Source organism: Robinsoniella sp., assembly GCF_034124845.1.
On record NZ_JAWYAJ010000109.1, the window covers coordinates 1 to 15,362 of the forward strand.

At 43.2% G+C, this 15,362-nt stretch carries 13 protein-coding genes; 10 read left to right on the plus strand and 3 right to left on the minus strand.

Translation table 11 applies throughout. The annotated features are described in order from the left end of the window. The 8 genes from ACH2DQ_RS05330 to ACH2DQ_RS05365 form a co-directional block, all read left to right on the plus strand. The coding region (locus ACH2DQ_RS05330; protein ID WP_395025860.1) for a rod shape-determining protein at positions 1-844 on the plus strand (844 nt) is incomplete at its 5' end. Positions 845-1,010: 166 nt separating this feature from the next. Beyond that, a complete protein-coding gene (locus ACH2DQ_RS05335) occupies positions 1,011-3,239 on the plus strand; it encodes an ATP-dependent RecD-like DNA helicase (RefSeq protein ID WP_394913565.1) in 2,229 nt (742 codons plus the stop codon). A gap of 48 nt (positions 3,240-3,287) precedes the next feature. After that, positions 3,288-4,007 carry a ComF family protein gene (locus ACH2DQ_RS05340; protein WP_394913564.1) on the plus strand — a complete coding sequence of 240 codons (720 nt, stop codon included), beginning with the start codon at positions 3,288-3,290 and terminating at the stop codon, positions 4,005-4,007. A gap of 71 nt (positions 4,008-4,078) precedes the next feature. Continuing rightward, the gene (locus ACH2DQ_RS05345) at positions 4,079-4,555 is read left to right on the plus strand and encodes a hypothetical protein (protein WP_394913563.1); all 477 of its coding nucleotides are present in this window, start codon (positions 4,079-4,081) and stop codon (positions 4,553-4,555) included. Continuing rightward, the gene (locus tag ACH2DQ_RS05350; protein ID WP_394913562.1) at positions 4,533-5,564 is read left to right on the plus strand and encodes a hypothetical protein; all 1,032 of its coding nucleotides are present in this window, start codon (positions 4,533-4,535) and stop codon (positions 5,562-5,564) included. Before ACH2DQ_RS05345 ends, ACH2DQ_RS05350 begins: the two co-directional genes overlap by 23 nt. A 29-nt stretch (positions 5,565-5,593) precedes the next feature. Then, a complete protein-coding gene (cdaA, locus tag ACH2DQ_RS05355) occupies positions 5,594-6,472 on the plus strand; it encodes a diadenylate cyclase CdaA (RefSeq protein WP_394913605.1) in 879 nt (292 codons plus the stop codon). Continuing rightward, positions 6,450-7,775, plus strand: a complete 1,326-nt coding sequence (locus tag ACH2DQ_RS05360) for a YbbR-like domain-containing protein (protein ID WP_394913561.1) — start codon at positions 6,450-6,452, stop codon at positions 7,773-7,775. Before cdaA ends, ACH2DQ_RS05360 begins: the two co-directional genes overlap by 23 nt. Positions 7,776-7,777: 2 nt before the next feature. Further along, on the plus strand, positions 7,778-8,041 hold the full coding sequence (locus ACH2DQ_RS05365; RefSeq protein WP_394913560.1) for an HPr family phosphocarrier protein: 264 nt from the start codon (positions 7,778-7,780) through the stop codon (positions 8,039-8,041). A 205-nt stretch (positions 8,042-8,246) separates the two neighbouring features. On the opposite strand, the gene ACH2DQ_RS05370 is transcribed toward ACH2DQ_RS05365, so the two are convergent. Together ACH2DQ_RS05370 and ACH2DQ_RS05375 are read right to left on the minus strand one after the other, a co-directional pair. Further along, entirely contained in the window at positions 8,247-10,487 is a 2,241-nt protein-coding gene (locus ACH2DQ_RS05370; RefSeq protein ID WP_394913559.1) for a L,D-transpeptidase family protein, read from the minus strand. A 113-nt stretch (positions 10,488-10,600) separates the two neighbouring features. Beyond that, the gene (locus tag ACH2DQ_RS05375; RefSeq protein WP_394913558.1) at positions 10,601-11,476 is read right to left on the minus strand and encodes an NTP transferase domain-containing protein; all 876 of its coding nucleotides are present in this window, start codon (positions 11,474-11,476) and stop codon (positions 10,601-10,603) included. A gap of 208 nt (positions 11,477-11,684) precedes the next feature. Here ACH2DQ_RS05375 and ACH2DQ_RS05380 point away from each other — a divergent pair, with 208 nt between their 5' ends. Next, entirely contained in the window at positions 11,685-13,538 is a 1,854-nt protein-coding gene (locus ACH2DQ_RS05380) for a phosphotransferase (RefSeq protein ID WP_395025865.1), read from the plus strand. Beyond that, complete coding sequence (locus ACH2DQ_RS05385) at positions 13,519-15,045, plus strand: BCCT family transporter (RefSeq protein ID WP_394913556.1); 1,527 nt, start codon at positions 13,519-13,521, stop codon at positions 15,043-15,045. Before ACH2DQ_RS05380 ends, ACH2DQ_RS05385 begins: the two co-directional genes overlap by 20 nt. Here ACH2DQ_RS05385 and ACH2DQ_RS05390 read toward each other — a convergent pair. After that, positions 15,032-15,362: hypothetical protein (locus tag ACH2DQ_RS05390; protein ID WP_395025867.1), on the minus strand; the 331-nt coding region annotated here is incomplete at its 5' end. The genes ACH2DQ_RS05385 and ACH2DQ_RS05390 overlap by 14 nt on opposite strands.

A 15,362-nucleotide genomic window follows, 5' to 3' on the forward strand; every position in this document is an offset into this window, starting at 1 on the left:
AGTACTGCTTGGCAGGTCTCCGGGAAATATAGTAGCGATCCGTCCGCTTCGTAAAGGTGTTATATCCGATTATACGGTTACGGAGCAGATGTTAAAATATTTTATACAAAAGGCAATCGGAAAATTATCATTTCGAAAGCCAAGGATCAGTATCAGTGTTCCAAGCAGCGTTACGGAAGTGGAAAAAAAGGCAGTAGAGGATGCTACATATCTGGCTGGTGCCAGAGAAGTGCAGATTATAGATGAGCCAATAGCTGCGGCGATCGGGGCAGGTATTGATGTGTCAAGGCCCTGCGGCAATATGATTGTGGATATCGGTGGAGGAACCTGTGACGTTGCGGTGATTTCTTTAAATGGAATTGTAGTAAGTAATTCCATCAAAGTGGCAGGAGACGATTTTGACGAAGCGATTATCCGTTATGTGAGAAAGAAGCATAACCTGCTTATCGGAGAACGGACGGCAGAGGATATTAAAATCCATGTGGGAACGGCGATTGAACGTCCCCAGCAGAAGGTAATGGAAGTAAAAGGAAGAGATCTGGTTACCAGCCTTCCGAAAACGGTGAAGATTACATCCGAAGAAGTCCGGGAAGCGCTGAAGGAGGCAACCACGCAGATCGTGGAAGCGGTCAGAAATGTTCTGGAGAAGACACCCCCTGAAATGGCTGCCGACGTGGTAGACAGAGGAATTGTGCTTACCGGAGGAGGCGCCCTGCTGGATGGGCTGGAAGAATTAATTGAAGAAAAAACAGGCATTAACACCATGACTGCAGAAGAACCTATGACTGCAGTAGTTGTTGGTACCGGAAGATATATAGAGTTGATGTCTGCAGAGAAAAATTAGAAAATGAGGCTGTGGTTTAGGTTTGTGGGACAGGCAGAGTGATCTGACATCCGGAAGCTTAGACGACAGCCTTAGAGCGCGTTAAAATTCATTCAATTGCTATCTGGCAGATGGGAATTCTTATCTGCCGGTAAGGTAAGCAGACAGCAGTAACAGGAGAAATAGAATGGAAAGAATTGATGGTTATGTAGATCATATTGTGTTTCGGAACACGGACAACGGGTATACGGTAATGTCCGTTGTCAGCAAAGGCGATGAGGTTACCTGCGTAGGCATGCTCCAGTATATCGGAGACGGGGAATTAATCGAAGCACAGGGACATTACACGGAACACGCCACCTACGGCCGCCAGTTCCAGATAGAAAGTTATGAAATTAAGGCACCGGAAGATGCCATGGCAATAGAACGGTATCTGGGCTCCGGTGCAATAAAGGGGATCGGTGTGGCTCTGGCAGCCAGAATTGTACGCCGGTTTAAAGACGACACCTTCCGGATTATTGAAGAAGAACCGGAACGCCTGGCTGAAATAAAGGGAATCAGTGAGAAAAAAGCCAGAGAGATTTCCGAACAGGTGGAAGAAAAGCGGGATATGCGTAAGGCAATGATCTTCTTGCAGAAATACGGTATTTCCACGACTTTGGGAGTAAAGATTTATAAAGAATACGGACAGAATCTCTATCAGATTATCCAGGAAAATCCCTATAAGATGGCAGATGATATTGATGGAGTGGGCTTTCGTATTGCAGACGAGATTGCATCAAAGGTTGGCATACATACCGATTCTGATTTCCGTATAAAAAGCGGAATTCTATATAGTCTTCTGCAGGCGTCCCAGGAGGGACATGTCTACCTGCCGCGAGAAACCCTGTTTCAAAGAGCAGGAGAGCTTCTGGGGATTGCGCCGGATCTGATGGAGAAACATCTCATGGATATGGCGGTAGACCGGAAAGTGATTTTAAAGGAAGAAGCCGGGAAATTGCTGGTATACAGCGCTTCCTACTATTATCTGGAATTGAATACAGCAAAAATGCTTCACGACCTGAATATTTCCAGTGTGGTTTCAGAAGAAAAAATTCTGTCCCGAATCAGCACCATTGAACAGGAAAATGAAACAGAGCTGGATGAAATGCAAAGATCAGCTGTCACAGAGGCGGTGAGAAACGGTCTTCTGATTATCACCGGTGGACCGGGTACCGGTAAAACAACCACTATTAATGCTCTGATCGATTACTTTGAAACAGAGGGACTGATGATTTCCCTGGCAGCTCCCACAGGAAGGGCTGCGAAACGAATGACGGAAGCTACCGGTTACGAGGCACAGACGATACACCGCCTGTTAGAGTTGTCCGGTGCCATGGAAGAACGTGCCGGCAGGGTACAGTTCGAACGAAATGCTCAGAATCCTCTGGAGGCAGATGTCATAATAATTGATGAAATGTCCATGGTAGACATACATTTAATCTATGCTCTTTTAAGTGCCATAACGGTGGGAACCAGGCTGATTCTGGTTGGTGATGTGAACCAGCTGCCATCGGTGGGCCCGGGAAGTGTACTGAAGGATGTGATCGATTCCGGCTGCTTTCCGGTAGTACGCCTTACGAAAATCTTCCGTCAGGCAAGTGAAAGCGATATCGTAGTGAATGCCCATAAGATTAATCAGGGGGAAAAAGTGGTACTGGATAACAAGAGTATGGACTTTTTCTTTTTACAGCGCAATGATGCCAATGTAATCATAAGCGTGGTTTTAACACTGATTCAAAAGAAGCTTCCCAAATTTGTAGATGCTTCTATGTTTGACATACAGGTCATGACCCCTATGCGCAAGGGACTTCTTGGGGTAGAACGATTAAACGGCATACTGCAGCAGTATCTGAACCCGCCTGAGAAGAGTAAAAATGAGCGGGAACATGGAGACGGCCTGTTCCGGGAAGGGGACAAGGTCATGCAGATTAAAAATAATTACCAGATCCAATGGGAAAAACGGGGAAGGTACGGGATTCCAATTGAAAAAGGAGACGGTGTCTTTAACGGCGACATGGGAATTGTCAGGGAGATTAATACATTTTCCGAACTGCTTACCGTAGAATTTGACGACTGCAGGTTTGTAGAGTATTCTTTTAAGCAACTGGATGAACTGGAACTGGCATATGCCATTACCATTCACAAAGCACAGGGAAGCGAGTATCCCGCCGTGGTAATTCCCCTGTTAAACGGACCCAGAATGCTGATGAACCGCAACCTGCTCTATACGGCAGTAACCAGAGCGCGAAAATGTGTGACCCTGGTAGGCAGTCCAAATACGTTTTATCAGATGGTAGATAATGAATTTGAGCAGAAGCGTTACACTACCCTTAAGGAACGAATCAGAGAGTTAAATGAACTTCAGGAAGTTTAATTAGCGGGTACAATAAGGAAACCCTTGGGAGAGAGTTTCAGGCAGACCATGAATCAAATAAAAGAACTGCTTCTTGGCATTTTGTTTCCAAGGAGGTGTCCCCTCTGCGGAAAAATTGTAAAATGGCGGGAGGGTACGGCATGCAGGAAATGCCGTGAAAAAGAGAAGCCCCTTGTGGAGCCTCTCTGTAAAAAATGCGGAAAACCGATTCTCTGGGAAGAAGCAGAATTTTGTTTTGACTGCACCCGACATGCTCATTTTTATGAGTGCGGAAGGGCCGTGTATCTCTATGAGAAGAAAATGAAGGAAGCGGTCCGGCAGCTGAAATATAATAATAAGAGGGAATACACTGATTTTTTTGCAGAAGAAATTCAAAAGCATCTGGGCAGCCAAATACAAAGATGGAATCCGGATGTGATTATTGCGGTTCCCATGCATTGGAGAAAGCGGCAGAAGAGAGGATACAATCAGGGGGAAGTGCTTGCCAGGAAAACGGCACGCCTTCTTTCTGTCCCTTTTCGGAAAAATCTGGTGAAAAAGGTGATAAATACAGATTCCCAGAAAGATTTAAGCCGGGAAGAGCGAAAAAAGAACCTGAAAAATGCTTTTAAAATCAAAGAACCTGATGTAGAATTAAATGTGGTTTTGATCATTGACGATGTATATACCACGGGCAGTACAGTAGATGCGGTAGCAAAAGTACTGCTGGAACACGGAGTTGGAAAAGTGTATTTTACCAGCCTTTGTATTGGAAAAGGAAGTTCCTGAACAATAAACTTTTCAATAGACTGTTTTTGTGCTATACTAAATAAAGTATAGCTATGTTTAAGGAGGCCTGTATGATTAATGAAAAACGCATAAAGCTCATGACAAGAATGGCCATTTTTGAGAGTCGAAATGAAGAGGAACTGTACAAAGTAAAGAATTATTTCCGAAGTGATTATATTGGTGTACATATGATTAAGAATGCAATCCGGATCACACTTGTTTTTTTATTGGGACTATTGGCATGGGGCTGCTATAATATGGACAAACTGGTAAAAGAGATCACCAGTATGGACATCGGTGCCCTGGTGGTTCGTATAGTTGTTGTATATGTAGTGGTTCTGGTGATTTTTTCTATTATTACCTATATTATATATTCCTTTCAGTATATCAGGGCAAAAGAGGATCTGGAATATTACCAGATTCTGCTGGAAAAACTGGAAAAAGAATATGAACGCGAGGATGCCGGCCTGCAGTCTGCAACGGGTATCAACAGGAATCGAAGTAAAACGCTGGGAGGAGACAGGCATGGGAACGTTACTGGAATTTAAGGAACTGATTAAGAATTTCTATGGAAAGTATGATTCCTATCTGGTTTCTATTGGGAAATTTATAATAGCACTATGTGCTTTCATGATGATTAATATTAAGCTGGGGCAGATGCATCTGCTGAACAATCCGGTTATTGTAATTATACTGGCTCTGGTTTGTTCTTTTCTGCCGCTGAATGCAATTGTTTTAATTGGATCGGCATTCATAATTGGGCATTTATATGCGCTTTCACTGGAAGCATTCCTGGTAGGCACCGGAATACTGGTGGTAATGCTGCTGCTTTATTTTGGAATAGCACCCAAGGAAAGTCTGGCAATTATACTGACGCCAATCGCATGCGGACTGAATATTCCTTGTGCAGTGCCTTTGGTACTGGGGCTTGTAAGAACTCCTTTTGCCGGAATCGGGATTGCATTCGGCACCATTGGGTACTATACGGTATCCGTATTGGATGATAAGGCAAAAGGCGTAACGGCAACGGCAAAGGATGCTACCGAGGCAATGGTTCAGAAGCTGACCGGACTGCTGGACAGTATCTTAAAAAATCCGGAGATGATTATCTCCGTGATTACAATGCTTGCTGTAATTATCATGGTCTATGTGATACGGCGGATGGCAATTAAATATGCCTGGTCCATTGCGATACTGGTGGGGACATTTATCTTCCTGATCAGTACGCTGATGGGTGGAATGGTAATGGGAACTGGTAAAAATTTCCTGACAGTCATTCTCGGAACAGCAGTTTCCGCAGCCATTGCATTTATTGTAAAACTGTTTTTATTCGAAGTAGATTATAAAAGGACGCAAAAGGTGCAATTTGAAGATGACGATTATTACTATTTTGTAAAAGCCGTGCCAAAGACAGTGGTAAGACAGAGGAAAAAAGAAATACGGCAGGAAGAACCGGTGCGTAATTCTAGAAATGAGGGGAGAAGCGCAGCCGATAGGCCTAAGCGGGTTCGTAGAGGGGAACCGGGGAGGTCAGATTTAGACATTAAAGATTATTAATCAGAAGGGGCGTGAAAGCAGTGGAGGTTATAAAGAGATTTTTTCTGGTAAATCTTTATAAACTGACGGAGCCTATTTCCAATATTAACTACAGAGATGTGATTGAAATTATTATCCTGACATTTATCGTTTACCGTTTTCTGGTGTGGATAAAGGATACAAGGGCATGGACATTACTTAAGGGGATCCTGCTTCTTGGGCTGTTTGTTTTAATAGCAAATATTTTCGAACTGGATACCATAACATTTTTAATTAATAAGGGAATTGGTTTTGCATTTATGGCAGTAATGGTAATTTTCCAGCCGGAGCTTCGAAGGGCATTGGAAGAACTGGGAGAGAAAAAGATATTTACAACGTTGACGCCATTTGACACAGCCAGGGAGATCCGGGAACGTTTCAGCGATAAAACGGTGAATGAACTGGTAAAAGCAACGGTTGAGATGGCAAAGGTTAAGACGGGTGCATTAATTGTCATTGAGAATAATGTTACGCTGGCTGAGTATGAGAGAACCGGGATCGCAATTGATTCCATATTAACCAGCCAGTTACTGATTAATATATTTGAACATAATACGCCGCTTCACGACGGGGCAGTGATTGTAAGGGGGAATCGAATTATTTCAGCTACCTGCTACCTGCCGCTTTCGGATAACCTGGCGCTTAGCAAAGAGCTGGGAACCAGGCACAGAGCCGGTGTGGGAATCAGTGAGGAGACTGATTCGCTGACAATTATTGTTTCAGAAGAGACGGGAAGCGTCTCACTTGCCAGCAAAGGCAAACTAATGCGGGATGTTGACGCTGCAGTATTGAGACAGCAATTAGTGATTCTTCAGGATAAATCCGTAGACACGAAAAAGTTCAGACTTTGGAAAGGAAAGGGTAAAAATGAAGAAAAGCTTGGTGAATAACTTTAGCCTAAAGATGATTTCCATTGTACTGGCATTTCTGATCTGGCTGATTGTGGTTCAGGATAATGATCCGGAAAAAGTAAAACCCTTTACCAATATTCAGGTTGAGGTGGAAAATCAGGAGAGCCTGGAAAAAGTGGGTAAGGTATATGAAGTGTTGAATAATACGGACACGGTTACCGTGTACGCTACCGGAAGAAATTCAGTGATAAAGGAACTGGATAATTCCGATTTCCGCGTGTCGGCAGATCTTGAAAACCTCAATGATATGGGGACCGTACAATATGTAGTAACCTGTAAAAACTCATCTATTAAAAAAGAAAATATAAAGGTAGAACCGTCTTCCCTGAAGGTACGGATTGAGCCGAAAGTGGAAAAGTCCTTTGCAGTAAAGGCAGTGACTACCGGAAACCCTAAAACTGGTTATGTAATCGGGAACGCTACAGTAAAGCAGGGTGATTCTATCATTGTAGCAGGACCGCAGTCTTTGATTAATATTATCAGCCGTGTAGTAGTTGTAGTAGATGTAAACGGATTGAATGAAAGTAAAAGGCTGAAGGGCACACTTAAGATTATTGATAAGAATGACGAAGAGTTTGCCGAAACGAAAATGAAGAGTATGACCTGCAAGACATCCGGTGGTGTCCCCATAACAGAATTAGGTTCTGTGGAGGTGGATGCAGACTTATGGAGGATAAAGCCTGATATTAAGCTGGATGTGAATGTAGTGGGCATGCCGGCAGTTGGGTATAAAAAGACAAACATCACAATTACACCGGAAACAATCAGTTTGGCAGGAACTGAGAGTGCGTTAAAGGAATTAAATGGCCGCTTGAAATTAAATGAGGATGTTTCTGTGGAAGGAGCAACTTCAGATGTGACAAAGAAGATTGAGATTCAGGACATGCTGGCAGAACAACATGATTTGAAACTGGCAGAAACAGCTACGGATACCGTTACTGTTACAGTTGGAATTGAAAAAGCTGGAACAAAAACAGAATATTTGCCGGTGAGCAGGCTCAATACAAAAAATATTCCTACGGATCTGAAGATGACACTGACGCCGTCGGATAAAATTCCTATCATAATTACAACTACAACTGGTGATCTGAATGAATTTGATGCAGAAGATATTAAGGCGACCCTGGATTTAAGCGCTTATAAAACAACAGGGACATATACAGTAAAATTAGATGTCGAACTGCCGGAAGGATTCGTATTGGCATCGGATGTAACAATTGTTGTGAATCTGGAGAAAAAAGAAGAAACTGCAATTACAGAAAAAAGTACGGTGGAGGAATAATTATGGTTAGTCAAAAGGTAACAGTGAAAAATGCGACGGGCCTTCATTTAAGGCCGGCGGGGGTTCTTTGTAAAGAAGCAATGCAATTTAAGTCCCTGATCACATTTACAAAAGACAGCAGTACGGCAAATGCAAAAAGTGTGCTCAGTGTGTTGGGTGCCTGTGTCAAATGCGGCGATGAAATTGAACTGGTCTGCGAAGGTGAAGATGAGAATGAAGCATTGGCAACACTTGTACATGCGATAGAAAGTGGACTGGGAGAATAACAAGTAATAGTAAATGACCCTGCAGGATGATAACGCATAAACCAGAATGGATGAATGCGGGTTCGTACTGCAGGGATTTTTATACCTGTTTAGTGCTGTCTGTTCATATAAAAAAAGAAACGCCACAGGAATTTCCATCCTGAAGCGTTTCTTTTTTATAAAGCCTGCTATAGAGCTGTTTAAATGCCGATAACAGAATTATATTTTATTTAAATAATGGATCGGTCGGATCATGTGTCGCATTGGCATCCATGTACTGTAATGCAGGTTTTCCAAGTGGTCCCGGGTTACTTGCATCATCATAGATTTTTACTTTGGTACCAATCGGACAATGATCATAGAGCCATTTTGCATCGGCTACTGTCAGTCGGATACATCCGTGGGATGCAGGTTTTCCAAGCTGATTATAAGTAGCTGCCGGTAAGGAGTTTGGATCTCTGTATCTGGTTACCGGTGCGGAATGGAACAGGATCTCCGGTGTAATGTGAGAACAATACTGTCCCCAGCTTGGACCGTCTAATTCATGCCAGCGCAGTTTGTCAAGCATGGTGAATTCTCCAAGTGGAGTCCAGCCAACCTGTATTCCGGTGGAACAAAGCATCGCTTTGATTGGTTCTCCGTCTGCATACACCGTAATGGTATTTGCTGCACGGTTTACCTTAACGGTAAGTGTTCCTGTAGATAATAAATCAATGCCGCCGCTGGAACCAAAGTTATATACTTTTCCATCCACAGTCTGTCTGCCTTTTAACATAACACCCTTACTGTTGAAGTAATATTTTTTCGCATCATAGGTCAGCCATCCGGTACGTCTTGCTCCTGTATCTGTTTCCAGGTAGTAAGTCTTAGAACCCAGATTCATCCAGCCTTTTTTCATTGCTCCGCTGCTCTTATTAAAGTAATAATATTTTCCGCTGATTTTCTGCCAGCCTGTTTTCATAGCACCAGTCTTCGTATCTAATAAATAAGTAGAACCGCCAAGGACTCTTCTGCCGGTAAGCATTTTGCCATTGGAAGCGAAATAATACCATTTCTTTTTAATCTTTTCCCAGCCTGTCTGGCGGACACCTTTCGAATTCAGGTAGTAAGTGCTTTTTCCGCTTTTAAACCAGCCTTTTTGCATAACGCCGGTGGATTTGTTGTAGTAATAATAACTGCCTTTGTATTTTACCCAGCCGGTATAGAGTTGTCCTTTTTTATTTGCATAATAGGATTTTCCGGAGTCTGTAAAACGTCCGGTACGGATCTGGCCTTTGCTGTTGGCAAAATATCTTTTCCCTTTGTATTTGAAAACTCCGGTTTTAACACGGCCGTATTTGTCAGAGTAATATTTTTTACCTTTGTATGTAGTAATTCTGTCGGTACGTACTACGCCGCTGGAAGAAATGAGATATTTCTTGCCACCGATTGTCTTCAGGCAGTTTTTATACATGGAAACATTGAATGCATAATATTTTCCGTCGATCTTCTTAACTGCTTTGGTAACAAGTGATCCGTCCGGATTGGAATAATATTTTTTCTTGTCCGGTGCTGTATTCCAGCCATTTGTTTTGATTTCGCCGGCTGTCGTTACAAAATAGTATACATTGTTGATTTTCATAGCACTGTTCTTACCTATAATTAAAGAACCATCGCTATTAAAGTAGTACTTTTTGCCGTCTACGGTCTGCAAACCGGTTACTAATACTCCGTCCGGATTGGAGTAGTATTTTTTGTTTGCATAGGTGTTCCAGCTCTTAAGCTTGATTTCTCCGGTAGATAAAACGAAATAGAGGCTGTTGTTGATCTTCAGTGGTGCATTGCTTCCGATTAACATGGAACCGTCTGCGTTGTAGAAGTACCTTTTTGCGTTTATCGTCTGAAAACCAAACCGCATGATGCCATCTGCATCAAAATAATAGTTTTTACCTTCAATTGTAACCGGACCGGAAACCCGTATTCCGTTAGAATCAAAATAATATTTATTATTATCGATTTCGTGGATTCCTTTCAGGCGCTCACCATTCTGAATGTAATATTTTTTGCCATCTGCAGTATCGTGCCAGCCGTCTTCTTCAATGACTTCGGTATCATCTGCCTGCTTCGGGGCATTTGTGGATGGCTGAACGGGAGCTTCTGTTGCGGGCTGTGTTGCAGGTTCAGTAACAGGATCCGTAACCGGTTCAGTAGCGTCTGCAGCAGGTTCGGATACAGTCTCAGATTCTGATGTTTCGGTATTTCCCGGCGTTTCAGTTTCCGAATCACGCTCATTCGTAAGCTGTGTTGCAGCTTCTTCAGTAACAGGTTCTGTGTCAGTCTCCGTCTCTGATGCCGTATTGACGTTGGTTGTCTGAACAGACTTTGGAGTAGAATCACCTGGTGATCCGGCTGCAAAGGCTACGGAGGACAATCCTAAAGTCAGACATGCAGAAAGACAAAGAGCCGCTAATACTTTTTTCATTTTCATAAATAAAGCTCCTTTTCTAATTGTGCATAAACGTTCTCATCCATAGTGTAATATATTAACTTTGGATTTTCAATGAAAAATCCCCCAATACCGGAAAAATTAAGAAAAACTTCTTAATTCGAACATAAGTTTGGAGTGAGGAGCCCGTTGCAATAACAATATGTGCATTTTCGGTATGTAAATGTAAATCCTAAATTGTGGAAACTATCATGAAAGGGGTGTATGTTACCGATTTCGGATTCCTGACATGACAATTGACATGATATCTCATTTAATATTTTGGATTTGCTGTTTGTAAGATAGGATCTGTCAAAGCTGCGCAGCTCTTCCAAAGAATCAAATTCTAATATGGCGTCCGAAGGATATTTTTTTATATAGAGATCCAGTTCGGATATATGTCTGATATATAAATGTTCCCACATAAAATCCCGGATGGAGCTGTCAGAGTATTCCTTTTCCAGGATAGCAAGAAAGCGGGAAGAAAAACCGGCGTCCCAAAATACATGGCCCAGCATATACCAGGCATCCTTTCCACCGATGTTTACCTGTGTAATTAACCCGTTTCCATCCGTTTCCATACACCATTCATTCGTATGTCCATCTGCAAATACAGCGGAGTAAAAGGGGCGGTCTTCAAAACTATGAAAGGGGTTTTGGGGGAAATAATTATCCGAAGAGCAGATATAGCTGTTCTTTAAATATTCTCTGGCGGCATAGATGGATGAATGGTTATTCCGGATGGAATACTCTGTATTCTCCGTGAGGATTACTCCGTATTTTTCTTTCAGATAAGCATACTGTTCCTTTCGGTACCCGGTAACAACTATAAATTCTCTAATGCCGGCTTCTTTTAGCTGCATGATCTGCCGTTCAATCAGAACCTCTCCCTTCACAACAGTTAACCCTTTCGGGTATTCCAGTGAAAGCGGTACAAAACGGGAAGCAAATCCGGCAGCCAGAATAATGGCGTTATCAACTTTGATTTTCATGAAAATTCTCCTGTTTGTCATAACTCGAAGGAGTTATGTTAGTATTTGATGTGATTATTGTAGAGGATATGTGGGAGAAAGTCCAGGGGAAATTGAGCAGCTTCTTTTTATTCCGCTGGGGGATACTATAGCTCATATCTTATTCTTGACAACCTTGTTAAAATTTTGTACAATAAAAATGTTCAATTTTTGAACGGAGGTGAATGTAATGGATAAATACGATCGCATTTTGTATATTATAAATCAACAGGGGATTCAGAGTCAGAGAAAACTGGCGGATGCTATGGAGATTTCCCTGGGACAGGTGAATTACCTTTTAAAGGAGATGGCGGATCAGGGGCTGCTTGCGAAAACGGGGAAAATTTACCGGGTTACCCAAAAGGGTAAGACTATTCTGGAGGAGAAGATCCGTATCCGCCAGACAGAAAAATTGGATTTTTCCGGAAATACAGAGGGTGTGAAGCTGGCTGTTATACTGGCAGCAGGCTGCAGTCCGGCATTTGACAAACCGGAAGGCCTTCTGGAAATAGGGGGAATGCCCCTGATCGAACATATGATACAGGCATTGCTTAATCAGGGAATAGAAAAGATTATTGTGGTGGTGGGTGACCGAAAAGAGCTGTATGAGGACTATTTTGCACATCGGGGTATTATCCTGGCGGAAAACACCAGGTATAAATGGAGCGGTACAATGGCCTCCCTGTTCGCGGCAAAGGCGTATCTGACAGAAGATTTTCTATTAGTAGAGAGTAATCAGATTCTGGAAGAGGTCGCAATCGAAAAGATTTTAAAGTCCAAAGAACAGAATTGCATGCTTCTTGCAAGCCCCAGCGATTCCATGGATGAAGCATATGTGGAGCTGGATGAAAATGGGAGCATATTCCGCATTTCCAAAGATATCAAGCAATTGAACCGGGTGGATGCTGAGCTGATTGGTGTCAGTAAGATATCCATGGAATTGTTTGATAAGATGGTTCAATATTATGGAAAGAACGAAAATCCATATTTAAATTATGAATATGCAATTGAGAGTATCGGGAGGATTTACCATATAGCCGGAATACTGGTGGATGACCTGATCTGGAGCGTCATTGAGAATGAAACCCTGTATCAGAAAGCATCCAGGATTCTTTATCCCAAAATGATGAAGCGAGCTGTCTTAAGAAAAGAAAATAAAGCACGGGAAACGCTTCAGGTATGCATGCAGTTAAAGGATGAGGATATCGAACAGGTGAGCATCGGCGGAGGGATGACCAACCAGAACTTTTTTGTAAAAGTAAAGGGGCAGGATTACATTCTTCGGATTCCGGGGGCATGCACAGAAGTATTTATTGACCGGTGTGCCGAGCAATATAACAGCCGGATTGCTTCCGGTCTGGGATTAAATCCCCCGATTCTGTATTTCGACCCGGTAAATGGGGTTAAGGTAACCACATACATAAAGGGTGCCAGAACTTTGAATCCCGGAAGTGCCAGGCTGGAAGCATATATGAGAAAAACAACTGCGATTTTGAAAAAGCTTCATCATTCGGATGTGAAACTCCAGGGGGATTTCAATGTCTGGAATGAATATGACAAATATAAATGCGAGATTTTAAAAAACGGCGGTAGATTTTATCATGGATTTGAAGAGCTGGAAGAGTTCTTTTATCATCTGAGATCAGAGCTTGAGCGGATAAAACCGGACCGAAAGCCCTGCCACAATGACCTGGTGGCAGAAAATTTCGTTTCGGATGAGGCGGGAAGAATGTATCTGATTGACTGGGAGTATGCAGGGTATAATGACCCGTTGTGGGATGTGGCTGCGCACTTGCTGGAATGTGAATTTTCCAAAGCAGAAGAGGAGTTGTATTTACAGTATTATCTGGAAAGAGAGCCCGGACAGACAGAGAAACAAAAACTATTGCTCTTTCAAATCTGTCAGGATGTGCTCTGGAGCGCCTGGACAATTGCGAAAGAAACCAAGGGGGAAGATTTTGGAGCTTATGGGGAGAGCAGATATCAGCGGGCACTAAATATGAAGAAAGAATATGAGGCAGAATATGAAAAAGAAAAGATTTAACCCGTCCATAGACTGGACGATTACGTTGCTTCCATTAGGGATTATTGCAGTTATTTCCGTGGTGCTGATGCTGTTTCCGGAAACCGCCGGGAATATTACGTCTATGCTCCGGGAAGTATTTGTCAATAAGCTGGGTTTCTTCTATATTTTATTGGGCCTTGGTATTTTACTGACTGCCATCGGACTGGCTTTTTCCAGACATGGGAACATCAAATTTGGAGATCTGCAAAAGCCCAGATACAATAATTTTAGCTGGGGAGCTATGATCTTTACGTCCACTATGGCTGCGGACATTGTGTACTGGTCTTTAATTGAATGGTGCTATTACTATAGTGCAAAGCCATTTGCAAAAGAAGCTATGACGCTGGCTGAACGCCAGGACTATGCATCGGCATATCCGCTTTTTCACTGGGGACCGATTCCCTGGGCATTTTACCTTCTGCCTGCATGTGCCTATGCTTATATGACGTATGTGAAGAAGAGAAAAAGACAAACGTTGTCAGAAGCCTGCAGGCCTGTTTTAAAAGACCATGTGGATAAAAAGGCGGGAAAGCTAATCGATATTTTCTCCATCGTGGGTCTGCTGGCTGGAACAGCAACTACGTTTTCCCTGGCTACACCGCTGATCTCACAGGCAGTGGGAAAAATACTTGGAATTGAACCCACGCCACTTTTGTCCATCGTTATTCTGGCTGTAATCGGACTGGTTTTCATTGGGGCTGTTATGAAAGGCATGAAAGCCATCTCCCATCTGGCGGGAATCTGTGTGGTGATATTTGCTCTGCTTATTGGCGTATTCCTAGTTTTTGGGCCGAAGATTTATATTATTGAAACCGGTGTGACAGCCATTGGTACGGTTTTAAATGACTTCTTCAGGATGGCGACGTGGATGGATCCCTTACGGCTTTCGGGAAGCGGAGGTTCTGGTTTCCCTCAGGACTGGACGATTTTTTACTGGGCTTACTGGATTGCATGGTTTGTGGCAACACCATTTTTTATCGCCAGGATATCAGAAGGACGAACCCTGCGCCAGACAATTTTCGGAGGGATCTCCTGCGGATTGCTGGGAACATATTCATCCTTCATTGTATTTGGAGGATTTGGACTGCATTTGCAGACCAGCGGCAAACTGGATCTGGCTGGGCAGCTTGCCGGGGGTACATCGCCATCGGAAGTGATCATGCAGGTCTTTGAGCAGTTTCCAATAACCGACGTGGTGCTCCTGATTCTGATTTTAGCGATGATAGCATTTTATGCAAGTACTTTTGATGCCATTACCCTGGTGGTGGCAGGTTATTCAGAAAAAGATATGGAAAGCAGAGAAGAACCCCGTAAGAAACTCCGGGCATTCTGGGCATTTGTATTTTTACTGCTGCCCATCGCACTTTTGTTCTCGGACAGTACCCTGTCCATGCTCCAGACGATTTCCATCATCGCGGCATTTCCTCTTGGTATTATCATGATTATTATTGTGGTAAGTTTTATAAAAGAGATCAGGGGGAAATGATAATGGGGGGATGCTGATTTAGGACGCTTTGTATATGGAGGTAGTGTGCGGAAAGGGAAGGGGACGGACCTGGACTGGTGGTTGGATGGCTTAACGCAGAACTGGCATTTTCTAACCTTCCCGGAGCGCTTTTTGGCGGCACGCGGGCATTCGCAGCGAAATCCTGATGGATTTCGCTGCTCATTGCCCGCTTAGGATCCGATGGGAGCCAGTCGAATCCTATCCGCCAAAAAACACTCCGGGAAGGTAAGTAAATGCTCAGATCTGCTACACGCCTTCCAACCACCAGCCCAGATCCGCCCCCTTCCCTTTCCGAG

Bases quoted from the DNA above. Each gene is read 5' to 3' on its own strand.
- ACH2DQ_RS05335 (WP_394913565.1), top strand. From the start codon at position 1,011: ATGGAAAGAATTGATGGTTATGTAGATCATATTGTGTTTCGGAACACG.
- ACH2DQ_RS05340 (WP_394913564.1), top strand. From the start codon at position 3,288: ATGAATCAAATAAAAGAACTGCTTCTTGGCATTTTGTTTCCAAGGAGG.
- ACH2DQ_RS05345 (WP_394913563.1), top strand. From the start codon at position 4,079: ATGATTAATGAAAAACGCATAAAGCTCATGACAAGAATGGCCATTTTT.
- ACH2DQ_RS05350 (WP_394913562.1), top strand. From the start codon at position 4,533: ATGGGAACGTTACTGGAATTTAAGGAACTGATTAAGAATTTCTATGGA.
- ACH2DQ_RS05360 (WP_394913561.1), top strand. From the start codon at position 6,450: ATGAAGAAAAGCTTGGTGAATAACTTTAGCCTAAAGATGATTTCCATT.
- ACH2DQ_RS05365 (WP_394913560.1), top strand. From the start codon at position 7,778: ATGGTTAGTCAAAAGGTAACAGTGAAAAATGCGACGGGCCTTCATTTA.
- ACH2DQ_RS05370 (WP_394913559.1), bottom strand. From the start codon at position 10,487: ATGAAAATGAAAAAAGTATTAGCGGCTCTTTGTCTTTCTGCATGTCTG.
- ACH2DQ_RS05375 (WP_394913558.1), bottom strand. From the start codon at position 11,476: ATGAAAATCAAAGTTGATAACGCCATTATTCTGGCTGCCGGATTTGCT.
- ACH2DQ_RS05380 (WP_395025865.1), top strand. From the start codon at position 11,685: ATGGATAAATACGATCGCATTTTGTATATTATAAATCAACAGGGGATT.
- ACH2DQ_RS05385 (WP_394913556.1), top strand. From the start codon at position 13,519: ATGAAAAAGAAAAGATTTAACCCGTCCATAGACTGGACGATTACGTTG.